This is a genomic window from Flavobacterium sp. Root935 (genome assembly GCF_001429295.1).
In the GTDB taxonomy this organism is placed as follows: Bacteria; Bacteroidota; Bacteroidia; order Flavobacteriales; family Flavobacteriaceae; genus Flavobacterium.
In genome coordinates this window covers 788765-810005 of record NZ_LMJL01000007.1, presented here as the reverse complement: position 1 = coordinate 810005, position 21241 = coordinate 788765, and the positions used below count along the sequence as shown (strand labels likewise).

Here is a 21241-nt window from a genome sequence, read left to right as displayed (position 1 = left end):
GGAATTTTCATCTACGATATCTCCCCGCGTAAAGCAGTTTCAAAAATATCTTTAAATTCGTTTTGTGGAATATTATGACCAAGCAGATACATTAATTTTGTAATTGCTGCTTCGGTAGTAATGTCTTTTCCTGAAATAACTCCAAGCGATTTTAAAGCTGTACTAGTTTCGTATTGTCCCATGTTTACGCTTCCGCCTGAGCATTGTGTAACATTTACAATATGTAATCCTGATTGAATTGCTTTTTCAATTAAATTTAAAAACCAATCTTCTGTTGGAGCATTTCCTGAGCCGTAGGTTTCTAAAACAATTCCTCTTAAATCTGGAATAGCAAGAATTGAAGCCAAAACTACTTCGCTCATTCCTGGAAACATTTTGATTATCGCTACATGATTATTCAGATTTTTGTGAACGATCAAATCGGCGTTTTTATTTATAGGAAGAAATAAATGTCTGTTTAGTTTTAAGTGAACACCAGATTCTACTAATTCAGGATAATTTGGTGCTGTAAAAGCTCTAAAATGTTCTGCATTTACTTTAGAAGTTCGGTTGCCACGGTACAATTTGTATTCAAAATACAAGCAGACTTCGGTAATAACTGGTTTTCCGTTTTCTTGAAGTGAAGCAATCTGAATCGCTGTAATCAGGTTTTCTTTTGCATCGGTACGTAAATCTCCAATAGGAAGCTGAGAACCTGTAAACACAACTGGTTTAGCTAAATTCTCCAGCATAAAACTCAATGCAGAAGCCGAATATGACATTGTATCTGATCCGTGAAGCACCACGAATCCGTCATAAGCAGCGTAATTTTCCTCGATAATTGTGGCAATTTTTGTCCACATTTCGGGATTCATATTAGAAGAATCAATTGGGTGCTCGAATGAAATAGATTCGATTTCACAGTCCAACTGCTTAATTTCTGGAATCTTTTGTATTAATTTACCAAAATTGAAGGCTTTAAGTGCCCCTGTTTCAAAGTCTTTGCTCATACCGATTGTTCCTCCGGTATAAATCAATAATATTTTAGCTTTAGATGACATCTTGGTATTTTAATTTATTGACAACAGGATTGGCATACATTGCCAAAAATCCTTGTCTGGTAACAGGATTATCGCTTCCGATACGCATTTCTAAACGACGCTCAAAAAGCGATTTTTCGCTCTCTTTGTACTTGTGAGCAAATTTATCGGTTTCGTTTAAAATATCGTATGCAATAAAATTGGTCGGCCATAATTGGTAGTTTTTCAAAACAACATCATCAATAGTTTGTGCCAAAGCCTGAACTTGCTTGTTAACATTGTCATTTTCAGCCACAATCTGATCGATTTCTTTGTCTAAAACATCTCCAACAGAAATATGGATTCTCTTTTTAGTTCCCATGATACCGCTTAAAATGGTCATGAAATCTTCGTTTTTATCTTTAACGTAAACTTCGTTATTTGCTTCTGCCATTAATTGCGGCATTTTCAAAACATCTGTTGGATCGTATTCATAAGAAATCGAAACTGGAACGATTTTTAATTTCTTAAAATAATCCATTAAGTTTTCTTCATCAGAACCCATTCCGATCATTTTTAAAACTCCTGGATTGGTTTCGTCGTTTCCATCTTTAGTTCTTCCTTCTCTTTGGGCAATCCAAACCGAACGATTTTCGCGAAGCAGCAGTTGTCCGATATATTCGGCTAATAATTTTGAACTTTGAAGCATTTCACGAGGTGTTAATCCTCTTAAAACTAAAAAGTTTCTATTCAGTTTTGCCAAAGTAGCCAAGAAAGCTTTTTTAACGAGATTATCTCCAATTGCCGATGCCGTCATGACCAAACCATGTTCGAAAAGACAGACATTTAATAATGTTGTATCTAAAAGAATATCTCTGTGATTTGAGATAAACAAATAAGAAGTGTTTTTTTCCAGTTTCTCAAAACCCGAAGTTGTAAGTCCTTCAGAACTTTTTTCTAAAACCTTTTGTATTGTATTATAAATAAAGTTGCATTGAAAATCACGAATCGAATGTGTCTTCTTTAATTGATCCTTCCAAACCTCATCTTCTACTTCCGGAAAAGTAAAGTTCATCATGGTTTTCATCATCGGATGGTTTACCACATCATGAAGTGCTTCATTTATTTCGGAATCATAAAACGGTCGAATGGCATCAAATTTCTGCATTATTTTTATCGATTTTAAGTGGGCAAAAGAACAAAAAAAAAATTAGATTAAAGTAACGATTATATTAAATCCCAAAAACGTCTTTGGAGTTTTGAGTTGTAACTGCTGCAATCTCTTCTTCAGAAACATCGTATAGAGCTGCCAGTTTAGAAATTACATTGACTAAATAACTGCTTTCATTTCTTTTTCCTCTGTATGGAATTGGCGCTAAATAAGGCGAATCTGTCTCCAAAACAATATGTTTTAAATCAATTTGATTTAAAAACTGATCAATTTTTCCGTTCTTGAATGTTACCACACCACCAATTCCTAATTTCATATTATAGGAAATTGCCTGCTGTGCTTGTACTAAAGTTCCGGAAAAACAATGAAAAATCCCAAACAAATCTTCAGATTTTTCTTCTTCTAAGATTTCGAAGATCTCGTCAAAAGCTTCTCGACAATGAATTACGATTGGAAGTTTGTATTGTTTTGCCAGTTGAATTTGCGTCTTAAAAGCGATTTGCTGTTCTTTAAGATGTGTCTTATCCCAGTACAAATCGATCCCGATTTCTCCAACTGCGTAAAACTTTCTTTTAGACAATTCAGTTTCTACATGTGTTAATTCGTCTAGATAATTATCTTTCACGTAAGTAGGATGCAGCCCCATCATCAGGAATATATTTTCAGGATAATTTTTCTCTAAATCGTACATAGACTGTGTCGCAGCCGCATCGATTGCCGGAATAAAAAAACGAGTAATGCCGGCATCAATAGCGCGCTGAATCATTTCGTCGCGATCCTGATCAAATTCTTCAGAATATAAATGCGTGTGTGTATCTGTAATAATAGGTTTCAAATTCAAGGGTATAATTTTAAAGCTGTCAAAATTACGACAATATTAAAAGAATAGCAATTTTGTAGAATTTGTATAGAACACAAAAACCTTTGACAAAGTTTTTAACTTTGACAAAGGTCTAATTATTAAATTGTGTCAAACTGAGCGAAGTCGAAGTCCAGCAAAGAAAAGCCCCCAATCTTTTCGAATTGCTTTTATGTCCTTCGACTTCGCTCAGTTGACAAACTTTACTTATTTCCCAGTTTCGATAAAACTTAAAGCTCTATCTAAAACCTCATCTTTTCCTTCCTGAATTCCTTTTATGGTTGGTTTTACTTCAATATCAGGAATGATGCCAATTCTTTGGGTTTCGCGTCCATCAGGATAATAAACTCCAATTCCTGTATATCTAGTATGAAAATACTTGAAATCGATATCAATCGCATTTCCATCTGTCCCTGCTGTCTGGCTTCCAATAATGGTTGTATTTCCTGCTGTTTGAAAACACATTGCTGTCCATTCTGATTGGCTGAAAGCATCTTCATTAAGCAAAACAATGACTTTTCCCTTATAATGATCTTTGTTTTCAAAACCAGCCTTTCGTCCTTCTACCCATTCATATCTTCCTGGATATTTTAAATACGGTTCTGTATAATCACAAAATCTCTTCTCCTCTGCATTCAAAAAATCTGAAATCTGTTTCCAAGTATCATTGGGATAATTTCTCATATCAAAAACAATTGCTTTTGTAGATTTTAAAGCCTCTATCATATCTGGAATATTTCTCGGTTTAATAATGCCCATGTCAACATACCCAATATTATTATCCAAAAGTTTAAACTTTTCTTTTAGTTTTATTGCTCCTTTTTTAAATTCATTTCGATGTGAATCGTGATAATTAGACCAAATCATTGCTTTTGTTTCGTATTTTCCGTCTTTAAGAAACTCTACTTGAACATTTTCAGAATTACTGCTTAAAATTCTTTTAACCGCTTTATCCAAATATGCTGCTTCGTTTGAAGCACAGATTAAATCTCTATTCTCTTCGATTAACTCTTTTATCGTTTTACCATTTATTTTATTAATTACAGTTCCTATTTTAATATTATCTGCATCAGCGAGACTGTCTCCCAAAATCTCTGTAACAACTAATTTTTCATTAATTATCTTACCCGTTGCAGGGAAATAATTTGACGCCTTCTTACCCGCTCCAACACCGTAAATCGGAGTTTCTACATGACTATCATTAAGTTTAGAGGTTAGTTTTTTAAACGCAAAATAAAAATCGTCTTCACTCTTAGCATCTGCAATAGACGGCAATATATGTTCTAAGCTCAAATCCCATTTTTGGTCCATTACATATTTATATGGAAAATAATATTCAATTAAATTCCAATAGGCAGACAACATTAGAATCCTTGAGCCTTTATTTGTATAATCGAGATCGAAGTAGTTTTTAACATATTTTAAACCATCAAAACTATAATCAAATTCCTCATCGCTTTGAAATCTATTTTCCTCAATAAATTTTAATTTCTTCGAAAGCTTTTTAGAAAACAGCTTATAATTAAACCAGCTTAAATCGAAATTCTTGTCAAAAAACTTTACATCTTTTGGCACTGCAATTGGCGCTATTTCTTTTATTGGTCCGAGATCGTCGATCCAGTTTTCCAATATTAATGAAAACTCTTCTTTTGTTTTCGCGTTTTCTATTTTCGGAAGTTTTTCTAATAATTGATTGTCCCAATTAACTTCTCCTCCAGCAACTTTTGGATGATAATACTTTAAAAATCCCCAAACTTTGCAAGTGGCAAAAAGCTTTTCGGCTTCTGTAATTTTAGCAGCACTAAAAATGGTTTGAGAAAAAATGATAAAAAGAAACAATGTGATTTTTTTCATCGACTTGGGTTGGTTAGTTTTGGTTGTTTTGGTGGCAATTCTTATAAAAACAAAATCGAATTTAGAACTAAAAATCTAAATTCGATTGAGGTTTCACGTAAAAGCAGGAAATTTTTTAATTTATTTTCAAATTTGCTTTTATTTTTAATTAATTCAACTCATCTAAAAGCTGTTCTACTTCATCATAATCTTCATAATCCTGAGAAATAGTCTGAAGAATCTCTTTGCAGGCTTTATAATCTTTTTGTTTTAATTTGGATAATGCCAGATTCCATTTTGCTTTTTCCTTGTAAGCAGAATTCCCTGCTTGCAATTCTTTAAAAATACTTTCTGCTTTATTGTACTGACTTTCTTCAACCAAAGAAATACCATAAAAATATTGAATTTCAGGAGATGTATTTTCTTTTAAAATTGCTTCAAAAAGCGGAATTGCTTTTGCATATCTTTTTCCGTTAAAATTATCCTCTGCTTGTTTTAAAGTTTCTTCAGAAACACCTCTTTCAGTAAAATAGGCACTTTCTGGATGATTATAATCATCAAACGACGGATTCTCATTATAATCAAAGAAAAACAATCCGAATAAAATAGCTGCCGACGCTGCCGCAACGTAGTACCAAGGTTTAAGGGAAGCTACTTTTCCTTTATTTTTATTAAAATATTTATCTGAAATTCGGCTTAGGTTTTCTTTAAAAATTTCTCGATCCTGCTCTTGTCCGAATTTATTTTCCAATTGAAAATGCATTTCTTTGAAACTCTCTAATGCCGATGCCAATTCTGGATCTTCAGCTAATTGTTTCTCCAAATTAGCTCTTTCATCAACGGTCAGTTCGCCTTGAAGATATTGATCAAATAAGATATAGCGTTCTTCGTTCATGATTACTTGTTTTTTAAAGAGTTAAAATTTTTCGCTTCCTGAATCCATTGCGTTAACTGCCCAACACATAACGATTTCTTTTTCCGAACATAGCCGTAAGTTACATTGAGTTTTTCGGCCACTTCTTCCATTGATTTTAAAGTAAAACTGAGTTTTAAAACTTCTTGGCATTTTTCTCCCAGTTTCTGAAACATGGTGTCAAAAAGCTTTTGTTTTTCGTCAAATTCTTCCGTTTGTGCAATCAAGTCATGCGCAGATTCATTGATAGATAAAACATCTTCTAGAATTGTTACCCCTTTATTCGATGATTTTTTCAGCTCATTGAGCCAGCGTCTTTTGCATAGTAAGAAAAAGTAAGCATCAAACGGACAAGTCAATTGAAGTGCATTGGCTTTCGCCTGATTAAAAAGCAGTATCATAATTTCCTGAATCACATCCTGCGCCTGATCCTTATCTCCAGAATTGTTGGTTATAAACAAAACTACTTTTGGAGCGAACTTTTTATATATCATTTCAATAACCACCGAATCATTTGCGGCAAGTCCAACGATATATTTTTGGTCAGGATGAATTTTATTTTGATCCATAGAAAGCTATTTTAATACTAATGTAAAAAAAGAATCTCATAAAACTTCAAAACAAAGGGTAACAATAATGCAATGAATTGTATTTATGAAAACAAAAGTCTTTTAAAAACCTTTAAAAAATTAAAAGAAATGGAAAGTTACCAATTTGTAAACGAAAAAAACACAGATCGATTCTACGAGATAATCGCAGCCAAAACTCGCAGCGGTTTTGTAATTACAGAACATAATGAGAAACTGCCTTATGTGGTTTTGTCTAAAGAAAAAAAAGCCATAAATCATTCCCTTCATTTATTTATCAGTTGTATGACTTTAGGTTTCTGGATAATTGTCTGGATTTATCTCATTCTAAATTTCTCTCAAAAGAAAGATATTCTCGTAGCTGTTGACGAAGACGGAAATCTATTTGAAGATAAATGCCTTTCTGCCTAAATAAAAAAACAAATAAATGGGTAACAAATTTTAAAGCCAATTGATATAACCATATAAGCTTAAAAAATAATTCAAAACTGAGGGTAACAAAATTAAACCCAAATTGATTTAACTATAAAATTAATAACCAGAATCTGAAAACCACTTGAAACAATCAAGCCAGATTTATAAAACTAGAAATTATGAAAACAAATTTTAAAAAAATCGGTCTTTTAATAATAGCAATGACAACTTTCGCCAGCTGCGATAACAGCGACGGAGATGATATTAAACTTTCACCTCCAACTTCGGCATCGTTTAAAAGCATTAATGAAAAAGGTGTAAAAAGAAATACTCAAAATTTTACCATGACCGCGGGAAATGGAGTGGTAACTTTAACTTCCGCAAAGGGTGTAAAGCTTTACATTAACGGAGATTGTTTGACCAAAAACGGAAATCCCGTAACTGGACAAGTAGATATTGAATATATCGAACTCTTTGACAAAGGAAATATGCTGGTTACCAATAAACCAACAATGGGAATTACTTCTGATGGAAAGAAAAATTTATTAATCTCTGGCGGTGAATTCTTTATTAAAGCAACGCAGGGCGGTGTAGAACTTCAAACTTCTTGCTCATTAAATATGATTGTTCCAACAGCTTTAACTGACGGTTTTGACAATTTAATGACTTTGTGGACTGGTGTTATTGACGAAGCTGGAGAATTGGCTTGGAGAGAAGCTAAACCAAACGCTGACGGAACTGGAGGAAAAGGCGGCGTACAAGGCGAAGGAAACAATTATTATGTAACATTCGGAAACTTTGGGTGGACAAATGTTGACCGTTTTTACAGCGATCCGAGACCAAAAACAACAATTTTAGCCAAAGCACCAGAAGGATATGATAATAACAACAGCGCCATTTACCTTTCTTACGATGGCGAAGGAACAAATGCACTTGCTAAACTTGATACTTTTACTCCTGCAGGTTTATTTAGCGAACATTACGGACAAATTCCTATTGGATTAGCTTGTCATGTAATTTTTGTGACTGAAGATAACGGCCAATGGAGATATGCGATAAAATCCGTAACCGTTGCTGCCAATGACGTTTACACTTTTACCCTTGCCGAAACAACAGTCGGTACCGAAGCTCAGCTGGTTGCTGCAATTAATGCCATTCAGTAACTTACAAATGCTTTTTTAAGAAAAAGTGGTGATTTGCTCATCACTTTTTTTTACATTTAATCCTGTTTTAAGATTGATTCTGATGATTTTAAAACCCAAAACTGTCTAGTTATGAAACCACAACTGTCTATTTTCTTTATTCTATTCAGCATTTATTCTATTGGACAAACAAAAGTTAAAGACACCATAACCCGAAGAGCCAATATTGGTTTTACACAAAACGGAAATCAGGTTATTTTTAAGCCTGAAACACCGCCTTTGATTCCGATTGCTGGTGCACCAAAACCAAGTTATTCTTATTTATGGGAACTTGGCGACGGACATTACAGCAAAGAAGCAGAACCCAAACATGTGTACAAAAAGAAAGGAAATTACACCACAAGACTTGCTGTAACAAACAATTACGACAACGGAAAACCGCCTGCAACCCGCCCAAAGAAAGTCGCAGTAAATGATATTACGGATACGAATTTTAACGATGTCGCTTCAATTGCCGATCAGAATGGGTTTGCGATTATTAAGAATTGTGATCCTATTCCAGATCAGGAAATGGTAGTCGTAGTAAGTTATCAAAATCTGGAAAATTATGTTTCTAACGGAAAGCTTTATTTATTTTATAATGAAAAGCAATTCAAACACAACAATTTCGAATTAAGCGACTTTAGAACATATGCAGGCGAACGTGAAATAAAAGAAAACTTAGTTGCTGCGGTTGATGATCTTAACGATTCGAATAATTTTATGGCTTCCGCCGAAGGAAATTTCAAAACCAAAAAATACCGAAATACAACTACAGAAGAAGATTTGGATGCCTCGTTATTAGACGCCAATAAAACATATCATAATGTTTCTATTTTAGAATTTGATGATGCCAATCCAGGAGAAACACGAAATGTTTTTTATACTTTCAAAACTACTCCTGAAATGATTAAAGACACGAGTGCAACGGTTACGATGCGAGGTATTTTTGTTCCGAATCGAAGTTATAAAAACCATAAAGTAAAAAATCTGGAAATGGAAATCGTAACTTCTCACGATCCAAACAAAATGGGATCTAACGGAAGGTTTATGAATTATAGATTGGTGCGTTTTAAAAGGGTAAATTTTAAAACCCGTTTTCAGAATAACGGAGAAGGTCCGGCACGAAAAATTCGTTTAGAAACTGATATCCCAGATATGTTTGACAAGAAAACTTTCCAGATTGAAAGCATGTATCCCGAATGTCCAATTTGCCCTAAAGGCGAAGAACCCACTATAAGCTGTCTTGACACGATTATCAAACAGAAACAAATCATTTTTACCTTCAAAAACATTTATCTTCCAGGAAGCGAACAGAAAAATGTGCACGAAAAAGATTCTACAAAAGGTTTTGTAAAATATTCGATGAAGTTTGGAGAAGATTTTCATAAAGTAAAAACCAAAAGCAGAACCGCCATTATTTTTGACAAGAATGAACCGATAATTACCAATTATGCCACTACCCGATTCTTACCTGGAATTTCGATTGGTGCCAAAGCGGGTTACAATTTATATCCAGATTTAGAAAATTCGACCAGTTATTTTGTTGGCGCTACAATTTCGCCTTTTAAATCGTATCGCTTTTATTGGCAGGTTGAGTGGGAAAATGCATTAAATAAATACGACAGCGATATTTCTGTACTAACTGAGACTGTACTGAATCCTAACGGACAAAAACAATTGCAACGTGTTACGACCTCAACAGAAAACAAAAATGTCAATTGGGAAGTTCCTGTTTTAATTCGTTACAACATTAATAATTACTTTGGAGTCGGGGCTGGAATTCAGGCTAATTTTGATGTTTCATCCCAACAAAATTACAATCGAACAATAGATCTTTTTGAAGGCGACAGCGATAAATATATTATCAATACCCGCTCAGAATCGAGTTCGTCTAAAGAATCTTTTACCAATTTTAAAACTGGATTACTGCTTGATTTTACAGCTGGTTTTGCCAGAATTGGTCCGAGTTTGGGCGCGCGATATGTGATTAATTTTGAACAGAATTTCAATTATTTTCAGTTTTATGGAATTTGGAAGTTTTAGAGATTGTGCCGCAGAGATACGCAAAGTTTTTTCGCAAAGACTTACAAAGTAAATAAACGTATTTTGTGCCTCTCTGAGCTCTCTTTGCGAATATCTTTGAAATAAAAAACAGCTTAATATGAACTTATATCGCTTATATGGTTTTATTTTCCTTTTCCTGAGTCTAAATGTTTTTGGACAAAATCAGGCTGAGAAAATTTATAATGCGATTGATGGTTTTACGGCTCATCCTTCCGCGGAAGCGTTACAAAATTTAAGAAATATTGAAAGTGATTTTTGGAAAAGCGCTAAACCTAAAACCAAAGATGAATTACTGGCCATTGTGATTCTAAACTGCAATAAAGCATATTATGAAAATCAGTTTGGGCAGACTCAAAATGCGATTTCGAGTTATGAAAAAGCGTGGCAAATCTATCAAAAATATAAACTAAGCGATTACGACATTATTGAGTTCTGCTTAAAACCTTTGGGAAATTTATATACCGTTTTAGGCGACTATGACAGTGCAGAAAATACCATAAAACAATACTTTTTTATCGTAAATTCTTCTAAAAATTATCCTGACGCAAAAAAACAAAAGTTTGCCGCAATTCTTAATTTATCAAATGTTTATCAGAGTTCAGGCAAAATTTCTTTGGCTATTGAACTTTTAGAGAAGACTTTAAAAACGGAGAAATTATCCAATTTGCAAAAGGGAATTTTATGGAATAATCTGGGGAATAATTATCTGCTAAGTTCTACAGGAGATTTAATGAGACCAGAAACTCATCAAAACGCTACGAAAGCATTTGAATCTTCGATAAAATATCTTCAAACCGAAAAAAATCAATCGGAAACCTTATCAAGTTCCTATCGAAATCTTGCTGCTCTAAATCGTCAAAGACAAAATTTTGATGCTGCAAAATCTTATTTAGAAAAAGCTGAAAAATTATTTTTGCAGACAGCAAATCAGCAGCCTAGAAAACTAGCTAAACTTTATTATGAAAAAGCTTTACTGCTTTTTGATGAAGAAAAATATGAAGAAAGTACAAAGCAAATTGCTGTCGTTTTTAAAACATTGATTCCAAATTACAATTCAAAAAATGTTCTTCCAGCGAAAAATCAATTGTATGCAGAAACAGTCTTGGTTGATGCGCTCGATCTTCAAGCCGAAATTTTAAGGATAAATCAGCCCAAAAAGGCTCTTATAGCTTTTGATATGTCTTTTTATATCGAAGATCTAATGATGAACAGTTTAGTTTATGAAAATTCTAAAATCCTGATGCAGCTGCGATCTCGAAATCGTACCGAAAAATGCTTTTCTATTTGTAATGAATTGTTTAAAAAAGAAGGCAAAACTTCATATTTGGAAAAGGCTTTTCAATTGGCTGAAAATACAAAAGCTGGGATTTTAAAAAGTTATCACTCTACTATTAAAAATGCTTCGACAGATGAAAAACAACTTTTATACAAACTTCAAAATCTAAATAATAATATTATAAAAGAACAGCAAAAAGGAGATTCTGCTGATATTTTGAAGATCAATCAATTTATAAAAAAGCAAAATGAATTGATGATTTCACTAAAAAAAATCCAATCTGAAAACCCAGATTACATTCCTGAAAAATGTGATTTGAAAGCATTATTTAAGAAATTGGAAAATGATAAAGCGATGATGGTTTATTATCTTATGGGATCCGAAAACCTCTATTTCTTCATTTTACAAAACAACCGAATTGCTTTAAACCATATTAATATTACTGATATTGCAATTCCAAAAATTGTTCAATTCATAAACTATTTTAATAGTCCTGAAGCAATTACAAATGATATTTCAGGTTATAATCATTATGCTAAAATAGCTTATGATGTATTGAAATTGCCTACGAATCATGTTAATCAAAACCTTATTATTGTTCCTGACGGAATCTTAAATTTTCTTCCTTTTGAAGCTTTAATTACTCGAGAATCAAATACGACGAATTTTAGCAAAATGAATTATTTATTGAACGATTTCAAGATTGCTTATAATACGTCGGCAAATATTTACCTCAACTCAAAACCAATTTCTAACTCGAAAAAAACGGTTTTAGGAATTTTTCCTGTTTTTGAAAAATCGGCTTTTGAACTTCGTTACTCCAAGAAAGAAATGGAATCTATCCGAAGTAGTTTTAGCGGAAAATATTTAGAAAATTCAAATGCAAGTTTTACTAATTTTACAAACAATGCCTCTCACTATTCCATGCTTCATTTGAGCACACATGCATCTTCTGGCGATATTGAAACTCCTGCAAGTATTAAATTTTACGATCAGGAAATTCTGTATTCTGAATTGTATAATCTTCATATCAATCCAGATTTAGTGGTTTTAAGTGCCTGCGAAACCGGTATTGGTAAATTGTATAAAGCAGAAGGCGCAATGAGTATTGCGAGAGGTTTTCAATTTGCAGGAGCACAAAATTTATTATTTTCTTTATGGAAAGTAAATGATTTTACGACTTCGGTTTTTATGTCGGATTTTTATAAAAACATTCAAAAAGATGTTCCTTATTTTGAAGCTAATACCAATGCAAAACTGGATTATTTAAACAATAAATCAATTCCCAATGCAAAAAAGTCACCTTATTATTGGAGTGCTTTTGTGTATTACGGAACTATTGAAGAAGCAGAAAAACCAACAAATTATATCTTCTATATCATTAGTTTTTTGGCTGTAATTGGCTTATTTTTGGTTTTCAATCATTACAGAAATGGAAAATCTTCACGAAATTCTCAAAACAGAGAATTACAAAAAAATAAAATTCAAGATAACTAAAACGCAGCATTTACAGATAAAAGCCAAAATTAATGGTGTCTCTGGCAATTTCATTTTAGATACCGGCGCATCTAATACGTGCGTGGGTTTTGAAAGTATTGAACTTTTTGAATTGGCTGCAAAAAATTCAAAAACAAAAGCATCTGGAGCAGGCGGAAGCGGCATGAAAACGCAGATTTCGTCTCAAAATAAATTGCAGTTAGGATCTTGGAAAAACAAGGATTTCAGTATTGTTATTTTTGATCTTTCTCATGTAAACGAAGCTCTAGAATCTTTTAAAGCTAAACCTGTTCATGGTATTATTGGTGCCGATGTTTTATTGGAAGGAAAAGCTATAATTGATTATTTTAATCATTATTTGTACCTTAAATAGAANTCCAAATTCCAAATTCCAAATTCCAAATTCCAAATTCCAAATTCCAAATTCCAAATTCCAAATAAAAAAGTCTCCATTAGAATGAAGACTTTTTTAGTTTTATACTGTTTCTTGATTATCAATTTCTATTTTGGGAACAGTATGTTTTTTCAACGAAAAATAAGCTACAACAGTACTTAGCAGCATTAAAGCTCCACCCAAAATAAATGGCGCTCCGGCAAATTTAAAAGGTGCATCACTATGTGTAAAAAAATAAAAGGTATTCGCCATCATAGGCGGACCAATGATTGAAGACGCGCTCATTAAACTGGTCAAAGTCCCTTGAATTTCTCCTTGTTCGCTTGGCGCAACTTTACTCGCCACAACAGATTGTAGAGCTGGACCAGCGATTCCGCCAAGACAATATGGAATTAAAAATACGAACATCATCCAGCTTTCTGTTGCAAAAGCAAACAACAGCATTCCAATTGTATATAACGCCAAACCAATGTAAATACTTTTTTCGTTTCCTATTCTCGGGTTGATAAAACGAACCAATCCACCTTGCACAACTCCAACTAAAAGACCAATTATTCCTAATGAAATTCCGATCATTCGTTCATCCCAATTGAACTGATAAATGGTAAAAAAACTCCAGTTGCTTTGTACGGCATGAGAACCAACGTATAATAAAAATATAGCTGCGATTAAACCTATTAGTGTTGGATGTTTTCTTAAGCCTAAAATAGCTCCAACAGGATTAGCACGTTTCCAGTCAAAAGGTCTGCGGTTTTCTTTTTTAAGTGATTCTGGTAAAATGAAAAATCCGTAAAGGAAATTGACCATACACAAAACTGCTGCTGCGTAGAAAGGAACTCTTGATCCGTATTGTCCTAATAATCCGCCAATAACGGGACCAATAATAAATCCTAATCCAAAAGCGGCACCAATCAATCCAAAGTTTTTAGCTCTGTTTTCTGCCGTACTGACATCTGCAATATATGCAGAAGCAGTTGTAATACTCGCGCCCGTAATTCCTGCAATAATTCTTCCTATAAAAAGCCAGATAATTGTAGGCGAAAAAGCCAGTAAAATATAATCTAAAGAAAATCCGAAAAGTGAAATTAATATAATTGGTCTTCTTCCGAATTTATCACTTAAATTTCCAATTACTGGAGCAAAAACGAATTGTGTGATCGCATATGCGAAAGTTAACCAGCCGCCAATTTTTGCGGCTTCGCTGATATCTCCATGAATCAATTCTTCAATCAATTTTGGAATTACGGGAATTATAATTCCCCACCCTGTAATATCAATTAACATGGTTATGAAAATAAAACCAATTGCTGCAGATTTATCTTTTTGTAGCATAGTAAGTTTAGTAAGGTGATGCAAATAAACATATTTTTAAATTAACAATAGAAAAAATCCAAATCTCAAGGTTAAAATTCCAATACTAAAATTCCAATTTCCAATTTGAAAGACTTGAATTTCATTATTGAATGATTTAAAATTATCTCTATATTTTTCAAGAATCAAAAAAATCCCAAATTCCTAATTGAAGGAACTTGGGATTTTAATGGGGAAATTCCAATTTCGGACTTTGGAATTTCTATTGAAAATCAAAACTATTAATGAGTATGTTTCGGATTAAAACCGTCTTCGCTTAATTCTGTATGCTCATAATCGGCAACCATTTCAGCTTCGTAATCGATTTTTTCTCCTTTAGAGAATTTTCTAATGATTTTCTCCATGATATCATAGATTACAGGAACTACAATTAACGTTAGGAATAATGAAGAAATCAAACCTCCAATAATTACCCAAGCTAATCCATTTTTCCATTCTGCTCCAGCTCCAGATGCTAATGCAATTGGGAACATACCAAATACCATCGCAATTGTTGTCATCAAGATCGGACGTAAACGTGCGTGGTTTGCTTGGATTAATGCTGTTCTGATCGATTCTCCAGCAGCTCTTCGCTGATTGGTATAATCGACAAGCATGATCGCATTCTTACACACCAGACCAATCAACATGATGACCCCTAAGATTGTAAAGATATTTAATGTGTTGTTTGTTAATGCCAGTGCAAATAATACTCCAATAAATGAAAGCGGAATTGCAAACAATACAACAAACGGGTGAACGAAACTATCATATAAACCAACCATTACAAGGTAAACCAAAATAATAGCCGCTAATAATGCGATTCCTAATGTACCAAAACCTTCTGATTGGTTTTCTTGGTCACCACCCCAGATGTAGTTAACACCTGTTGGTTTTTGTAATTTATCTAATTTTTCCTGCCATTGTGTTACAATTGTTCCGGCTGGCACCCCAACGTTCTGTCCTTGTACGGTTACAGAAGCTGTTTTATCTCTACGCTCTAATTTACTCGGTCCAGAACCTTCTGTAATTGTAGCAAACTGATTTAATTTTATTTGCTGACCTGCGTTGTTTATAAAAATCAAATTACTAACATCGGTAATGTTTTTTCTATCAAATTCGTTGTATTTGATATTGATGTCGTATTCGTATTCACCTGCTCTAAATTTACCGTCAGTATTACCGCTGTAAGCTGTCTGCATTGTTAAACCTACCGTTTGAAGTGTAAGTCCTAAAGCAGCCATTTTATCTCTATCAACCTGAACGTTAATCTCTGGGTTTCCGTCTTCAACTGTTAATTTGATCTCAGTTGTTCCAGGAATTGTACGTAATTCAGCTTCAGCTAATTTTGCAAATTTCATGGCACTTTCTACGTTTGGACCTGTAACGATCAAACCTAAAGTTGCATCCTCAGCAGTACCTAAGATACCTACAGGAACTGTTTTTACTTTAGCTCCAACTAAGATTTTCTCCAGCTTACGCTTTGTTTTAGCAGCATAAACGTTCGCATCATCTGTACGATCTTTTTGCTCGATCATTTTAACATCGATCTCAGCTTTGTAAGCAGTTGCCTGAGCAGCTCCTAAACCTTCACTGGTTTGTCCTACAGTTGTAATTTGACTGAAAACATACTTCTCTCCTTTTAAGAAAGCTTCTGCTTTTTGCGTCATAAAGTTAGTCTGCTCTAACGAAGCATCTTTTGGCATCTCGATTTGTACTAAGAATTCACCACTATCAGATGATGCGAAGAACTCTCCTCCAATATATCCACCTCCCATTAACCAGAAGATAGAACCAAAGAACATTACTAATACAATTACAATTGTTTTAACATAATGATCTAAACACCAGTTTAGTAAGTTTGATACCCAGTTCGTAAAACGAGTTAAATAGCTTTCAAATCCAAGGATAACTTTACCGAAAAGATTTTTCCCTTCAATATGCTCTAATTTTCCAAAACGTGAAGATAACCACGGAATAATAGTAAATGAAGCCAACAATGAGAACATTGTAGATATAATTACCGTAACACAGAATTGCGTAATAATGTTTGATACCAATCCTGTACTCATTGCGATTGGCAAGAATACCACCACAATTACTAATGTAATCGAGGTTACTGTACCGCCAATTTCGGCAGTTCCGTCGTAAGACGCACGAATTCGGCTTTTACCCATCTCCATGTGTCGGTAAATATTCTCCAATACCACGATGGCATCATCCACAAGAATACCAACAACAAGAGATAAACCAAGTAAGCTCATTAAGTTAAGGGTATAACCTAATAAATAGATTCCAATAAATGTAGCGATCAAAGAGGCAGGAATAGATACCATTACAATCAATGAGTTTCTAATACTGTGCAAGAAGAACAACATCACAAATGCTACCAGAATAACCGCAATTAATAAATCGTGTACAACAGAATCTGCTGCTTCAAGTGTAAATATAGTACTGTCTTTTGCGACATCTAACTTCAATTGAGCTGATTTGTAATCGCTCTCTAAGGTTTTGATTGTTTTAACCAACTGCTCACTTACCGCAACGGCATTTGCATCTGATTGTTTTACAATTTGAAGTACAATTGCACTTTTTTGATCAACACGCGCAATTTTTTCCGCGATTTTTTGTGTATCCTGAACATCAGCAATATCTCCTAAACGAACTTGAATTCCGTTTTGTGAAGAAACTACTAAATTTCTTAATTCATCAACATTTTTATATTTACCCGCTAAACGAATTAATATTTTTTGGTTACGAGTTTGGATGTTACCTGTAGGGAAATCCAGATTCGAAGTTAAAATTGTCTGCTGTACTTGAGGAACAGAAAGTCCGTAACCCTGCATTTTAACAGCATCAAGATTTACCTGAATCTCACGTTCCTGCCCACCAATAATGTTTACCTGGGCAACACCTTGCACACGAGATAAAACTGGAGCAATCTTTTTATCAATCAAATCATAAAAAGCAGCTTCGTCCATTTTACCATTCGCACCAAGCGTCATAATTGGTAAATCACTCAAAGAGAATTTGGTTAACGAAGGCGGATCAGCATCATCTGGTAAATCACTCAAAATCGCATTAATTTTTCGCTGCGCATCATTCATCGAAATATCAACATTTGCAGTAGAAAGCAATGTAATTGACACTACAGATAAACTCTCATAAGATTTCGAGTCAATTTTTTTGATATTTTCCAAAGACGCAATCGCGTCCTCAATTTTCTTTGTTACGGTATTTTCAACCTCACTTGGAGAAGCGCCCGGATAAACAGTTGAAACCGTAATAACATTGGTTTCGAATTTTGGGATCAGCTCGTAGCCTAATTGGCTGTAACTGAACAATCCACCAAGAATCAGAATTGTAAACAATACAATTACTAACGACGGACGTTTTATGGATATTTCGGCTAATTTCATATATGTTGTTTTTTGCTGTAGGCTATACGCTGTAGGCTTTAGGCTTTTATTAAGGCTTAAAGTTTATTGCTTACGGCTTAAAGCGTACAATTACTTAATAATTTCTACTGTATTTCCGTCTTGTAAATTGATTTGACCTGTAACAATTACAGTATCTCCGTCATTCAAACCATTGATGATTTCAACCTTGTCTCCTAAGATTCTTCCAGCAACCACTTTTTTCAATTTTGCCACGTTATTTTCAACTACGAAAATTTCGTTGCTGCTTACACTTCCAACAAATGCATTTCTCGGAACCACTTTCAAGTTTTGTTTTTGGTTGTTTGAACCAAAGTTTGCAGTTCCATACATACCTGCTTTTAAGTCGTTATTAGCATTGTTTGTGATTTCAATTTCAACTGGGAAATTTAATGAAGCATCTGCTTTTGAAGCAATGAAAGTGATTTTTCCAGAGAATGTTTTATCAGGATAAACACTTGCTGTAATGTTTACTGTATTTCCTAATTTTAAACTTGCTACTTGGCTTTCGTTTACTGTAACTGCCAATTTTAATTTAGAAACGTTTACGATATCAAACAAAGCAGTTGCAGGCATTCCAGCTAAAATAGAACCTGGCTCAATATATTTTTTATTGATGTATCCATTAATTGGTGCTTTTACTTTAGTATCTCCAACATTAATATTTGCTTGTGTCAAATTAGACTGAGCATTTGTCAAAGCCAATTTTGCCTGATCTAATTGTTGTTTTGTAACACCACCTGTTTTAAAAGCATTTTCGTATCTCGCATAATCAGATTTTGCATTTTGATAAACTGCCTGAGCTTGTTGCGCGTTTACATTAATAACGTCACCTCTTACTGTTAAAAGAGTTTGTCCTACTCTTACGTAGTCACCTTCTTTTGCTAAAACACTAATTACTTTTCCAGATTTTTCTGCAGAGAAAGTTAATTCCTGAATTGGTGCAAAGTTTCCGTTTGCAGTAAAACCAAGATTAACATCTTCTGTTTTAACTGTTGCAACTTTTACGGAAACAGCAGCATTTTTCTCTGCTACGATTGCAGTTTTACCTTCGTTTTCTTTCTTATTTTTATTTAATATGTAGCTAATCCCGAAAAATGCTACGGCTATGATTACGATTGTTATAATTATTTTCTTCATTGTAATTAGTTATTTAATAAGAGATTTAAGTTCGCCTTTCGATTTGATTAGAGATATTTCGGCAATTTTATAATTTAAAACTGCTCTTGTATAATTGTTTTGAGCTTCAAGTGATGCATTTTCAGCGTCTAACAAATCGGTTAAAGATGCTAAACCTTGAAGGTAATTGTTTTTAGTATTGCTAAGGATCTCAGATGCCAAACGCATGTTTTCTTTTTGATTCTCGATTGTTACCAAATTATTATTGATTTGTGTAATGGCGTTTCTATAATCTAAATCAAGTGAAAGTTTGGTGTCTTTAATATCTTCCTGAAGTTCTCTAATTTGAACATCAGCTTGTCTTACTTTAGCACGAGTTCCAAAACCTGTAAAGATTGGCACATGCAGATTTAATCCAATTGCTGAGAAATCTGACCAGTAAACTCCTTTATCTGGTTTTGCAAACCAAGGAAATTCCGGACCTTGACCGATATAGTTGTACCCAGCAGTTAATGAAAGTGTTGGATAATATCCAGCTTCAACAGCTTTTTTATTATAGACTAAAAGCTCTTCTTGTTTTTTCAAAAGCAGATATTCTGTTCTGTTTTCGATATTTGGTTCTTCAGTTAATGCAGCAGGAACAACTTCAAATTCTTCTTTTGGCATCGCGATTTGAGTTTCAATAGGCATTCCCATATAAAACTTCAAAGCATTTTCCTGTAAAGCAATTTGGTTTTTAATCTGCTGACGTTCTGTATCGATATTTGACATTTTTACAATAATACGATCTAAGTCAATTTTCTTAGCCAAACCGTTATCAAATTGCCCTTTTACGATATCACGAACTTTAGTTGTGTTTACGTAATTGCTGTCTAACAAAACCAATCTTTCTTTTTGTACATAAACAGAATAGTAATTATTTGCAACTCTTTCTATAACTTGTTCTTCTGTTAACTGATCGTTTATTTGATAAAACTCACGTGTAGTTCTTGCTGCTTTTAATCCTGTAAAAACAGATTGATCAAATATTGCCTGAGTTAAAGAAAGCCCTGCAGTCGAAGTCCATTTTTGACCAAATGCTGCCTGAATTGTAGTTCCTGGTGCATTAAAAGCGGCTCCGTCAATAACAGTTGTTTGAATTACCGGATTATAAGTTAGGTTTCCATTTGCGCTAATTTGAGGTAACGCTCTAGAACGTACTTCTTGAATTTGGTATTCACTGTTTTCAACCTGAAGTTTTGCTTTTTTAGCATCGGCTTTATTTACAAGCGCGTAGCTAACAGCGTCTTTTAAGGTTAAAGTGGTTACTTGTGCGTTGGCCGATAAGCCAATTGTGCACAAAACTATAAGAACTATTCGTTTCATATGTAGTTAAATATTTATTTTTAAATTTTGAGATAGTATCGCCATTATTATCTTCCCGCTCTCTAACAATAATGACAAATAGTTTTGAATAATAATTAATTGATAATTTTTTTAAGCTGTTTTTCTAATTCTTGCACTCCTTTTTCTGTTGCCATTGCACGAGTGTGATATTCTAATGCTTCTAACTCTATTCTTTGTGCTTCACTTTCAGAAACTGTATTTTCATTAATATGAAAGATCAATGTGTAATAAAATCTCACATAGATTTCTACATTTAAATCTGGTCTGTAAAGCTCTTCTCGTATTCCCTTTTCAATATTATCTCTAAAACATTGTGTGCATTGCTCAATTTCGTGAGATAAAATATTTTGATAAATCTCTGGATAATGTTTTTTTAACTGATAGATAGGCGAAGTATCCGTATTGTTTTTAAACATATCACGAAACATTTCTCTAATTTCAAAATTCTCGTGTATAGCATTATAATTCTTAGCAACAATGGTATCCATAATTTCATGAACCTGTCTGTGTACCATTGAAGTGCTCTCTTCAATCAAAACCTCTTTATTACAGAAATATTTGTAAATCGTTTTCTTCGAAATACACATTTCTCCTGCAATATCATCCATTGTAACACTTTTAAAGCCGAGCTTTAAAAAAAGCTCACTGGCTTTTGCTATGATTTTCTCTTTCATTTTAATTTTCCCAATTGCCATACAAATATAATTAGGAAACTAAAATTTAAAAAATAGTTTCCGTAATATTTGTAATAATTTTACA

At 33.6% G+C, this 21241-nt stretch carries 16 protein-coding genes; 5 read left to right on the top strand and 11 right to left on the bottom strand.

Translation table 11 applies throughout. The features are described 5' to 3' along the window. Positions 1-11: 11 nt before the first annotated feature. From ASE40_RS05010 to ASE40_RS04985, 6 genes are all read right to left on the bottom strand, one after another. Positions 12-1040, bottom strand: coding sequence for an asparaginase (locus ASE40_RS05010; protein ID WP_057115785.1), 1029 nt, complete (start codon positions 1038-1040; stop codon positions 12-14). Continuing rightward, positions 1030-2166, bottom strand: a complete 1137-nt coding sequence (locus ASE40_RS05005) for a 1-acyl-sn-glycerol-3-phosphate acyltransferase (protein ID WP_057115783.1) — start codon at positions 2164-2166, stop codon at positions 1030-1032. The genes ASE40_RS05010 and ASE40_RS05005 overlap by 11 nt, the downstream gene beginning before the upstream one ends. 64 nt (positions 2167-2230) lie before the next feature. Beyond that, positions 2231-3010 carry a TatD family hydrolase gene (locus ASE40_RS05000; protein WP_057115781.1) on the bottom strand — a complete coding sequence of 260 codons (780 nt, stop codon included), beginning with the start codon at positions 3008-3010 and terminating at the stop codon, positions 2231-2233. A 225-nt stretch (positions 3011-3235) separates the two neighbouring features. After that, the gene (locus tag ASE40_RS04995; protein ID WP_057115778.1) at positions 3236-4882 is read right to left on the bottom strand and encodes a S41 family peptidase; all 1647 of its coding nucleotides are present in this window, start codon (positions 4880-4882) and stop codon (positions 3236-3238) included. 148 nt (positions 4883-5030) lie between these two features. After that, complete coding sequence (locus ASE40_RS04990) at positions 5031-5756, bottom strand: hypothetical protein (RefSeq protein ID WP_057115775.1); 726 nt, start codon at positions 5754-5756, stop codon at positions 5031-5033. A 2-nt stretch (positions 5757-5758) separates the two neighbouring features. Beyond that, entirely contained in the window at positions 5759-6343 is a 585-nt protein-coding gene (locus ASE40_RS04985) for an RNA polymerase sigma factor (RefSeq protein WP_057115773.1), read from the bottom strand. Between the two features lie 129 nt (positions 6344-6472). Between ASE40_RS04985 and ASE40_RS04980 the strand changes: the two genes are divergently transcribed. The 5 genes from ASE40_RS04980 to ASE40_RS04960 all read left to right on the top strand — a co-directional run bounded on the left by ASE40_RS04980 (position 6473) and on the right by ASE40_RS04960 (position 13169). Further along, on the top strand, positions 6473-6772 hold the full coding sequence (locus ASE40_RS04980) for a hypothetical protein (protein ID WP_057115994.1): 300 nt from the start codon (positions 6473-6475) through the stop codon (positions 6770-6772). 182 nt (positions 6773-6954) lie between these two features. Then, positions 6955-7938, top strand: a complete 984-nt coding sequence (locus ASE40_RS04975) for a hypothetical protein (protein ID WP_057115771.1) — start codon at positions 6955-6957, stop codon at positions 7936-7938. A 111-nt stretch (positions 7939-8049) separates the two neighbouring features. Further along, on the top strand, positions 8050-10002 hold the full coding sequence (locus tag ASE40_RS04970) for a PKD domain-containing protein (RefSeq protein WP_057115768.1): 1953 nt from the start codon (positions 8050-8052) through the stop codon (positions 10000-10002). Between the two features lie 118 nt (positions 10003-10120). Next, positions 10121-12796: a CHAT domain-containing protein gene (locus tag ASE40_RS04965; protein WP_057115766.1), complete on the top strand. Its 2676-nt coding sequence runs from the start codon at positions 10121-10123 to the stop codon at positions 12794-12796. Next, the gene (locus ASE40_RS04960) at positions 12732-13169 is read left to right on the top strand and encodes a retropepsin-like aspartic protease (protein ID WP_057115763.1); all 438 of its coding nucleotides are present in this window, start codon (positions 12732-12734) and stop codon (positions 13167-13169) included. The genes ASE40_RS04965 and ASE40_RS04960 overlap by 65 nt, the downstream gene beginning before the upstream one ends. 102 nt (positions 13170-13271) lie before the next feature. Here ASE40_RS04960 and ASE40_RS04955 read toward each other — a convergent pair whose 3' ends face one another. From ASE40_RS04955 to ASE40_RS04935, 5 genes are all read right to left on the bottom strand, one after another. Further along, positions 13272-14522, bottom strand: coding sequence for a TCR/Tet family MFS transporter (locus ASE40_RS04955; protein WP_057115761.1), 1251 nt, complete (start codon positions 14520-14522; stop codon positions 13272-13274). Positions 14523-14782: 260 nt separating this feature from the next. Then, positions 14783-17959 (bottom strand): efflux RND transporter permease subunit, encoded by a 3177-nt coding sequence (locus ASE40_RS04950; RefSeq protein WP_057115758.1) that lies wholly within the window; start codon positions 17957-17959, stop codon positions 14783-14785. A 90-nt stretch (positions 17960-18049) separates the two neighbouring features. Then, positions 18050-19117 carry an efflux RND transporter periplasmic adaptor subunit gene (locus tag ASE40_RS04945; RefSeq protein WP_057115756.1) on the bottom strand — a complete coding sequence of 356 codons (1068 nt, stop codon included), beginning with the start codon at positions 19115-19117 and terminating at the stop codon, positions 18050-18052. A 9-nt stretch (positions 19118-19126) separates the two neighbouring features. Next, positions 19127-20461 (bottom strand): TolC family protein, encoded by a 1335-nt coding sequence (locus ASE40_RS04940; protein WP_057115754.1) that lies wholly within the window; start codon positions 20459-20461, stop codon positions 19127-19129. A gap of 95 nt (positions 20462-20556) precedes the next feature. Further along, complete coding sequence (locus tag ASE40_RS04935) at positions 20557-21156, bottom strand: TetR/AcrR family transcriptional regulator (protein ID WP_057115993.1); 600 nt, start codon at positions 21154-21156, stop codon at positions 20557-20559. Between the last annotated feature and the right edge of the window lie 85 nt (positions 21157-21241).

Coding starts and splice junctions, on each gene's coding strand:
- ASE40_RS05010 (WP_057115785.1), bottom strand. CDS start 1,040: ATGTCATCTAAAGCTAAAATATTATTGATTTATACCGGAGGAACAATC.
- ASE40_RS05005 (WP_057115783.1), bottom strand. CDS start 2,166: ATGCAGAAATTTGATGCCATTCGACCGTTTTATGATTCCGAAATAAAT.
- ASE40_RS04995 (WP_057115778.1), bottom strand. CDS start 4,882: ATGAAAAAAATCACATTGTTTCTTTTTATCATTTTTTCTCAAACCATT.
- ASE40_RS04990 (WP_057115775.1), bottom strand. CDS start 5,756: ATGAACGAAGAACGCTATATCTTATTTGATCAATATCTTCAAGGCGAA.
- ASE40_RS04985 (WP_057115773.1), bottom strand. CDS start 6,343: ATGGATCAAAATAAAATTCATCCTGACCAAAAATATATCGTTGGACTT.
- ASE40_RS04980 (WP_057115994.1), top strand. CDS start 6,473: ATGGAAAGTTACCAATTTGTAAACGAAAAAAACACAGATCGATTCTAC.
- ASE40_RS04975 (WP_057115771.1), top strand. CDS start 6,955: ATGAAAACAAATTTTAAAAAAATCGGTCTTTTAATAATAGCAATGACA.
- ASE40_RS04970 (WP_057115768.1), top strand. CDS start 8,050: ATGAAACCACAACTGTCTATTTTCTTTATTCTATTCAGCATTTATTCT.
- ASE40_RS04965 (WP_057115766.1), top strand. CDS start 10,121: ATGAACTTATATCGCTTATATGGTTTTATTTTCCTTTTCCTGAGTCTA.
- ASE40_RS04960 (WP_057115763.1), top strand. CDS start 12,732: ATGGAAAATCTTCACGAAATTCTCAAAACAGAGAATTACAAAAAAATA.
- ASE40_RS04955 (WP_057115761.1), bottom strand. CDS start 14,522: ATGCTACAAAAAGATAAATCTGCAGCAATTGGTTTTATTTTCATAACC.
- ASE40_RS04950 (WP_057115758.1), bottom strand. CDS start 17,959: ATGAAATTAGCCGAAATATCCATAAAACGTCCGTCGTTAGTAATTGTA.
- ASE40_RS04945 (WP_057115756.1), bottom strand. CDS start 19,117: ATGAAGAAAATAATTATAACAATCGTAATCATAGCCGTAGCATTTTTC.
- ASE40_RS04940 (WP_057115754.1), bottom strand. CDS start 20,461: ATGAAACGAATAGTTCTTATAGTTTTGTGCACAATTGGCTTATCGGCC.
- ASE40_RS04935 (WP_057115993.1), bottom strand. CDS start 21,156: ATGAAAGAGAAAATCATAGCAAAAGCCAGTGAGCTTTTTTTAAAGCTC.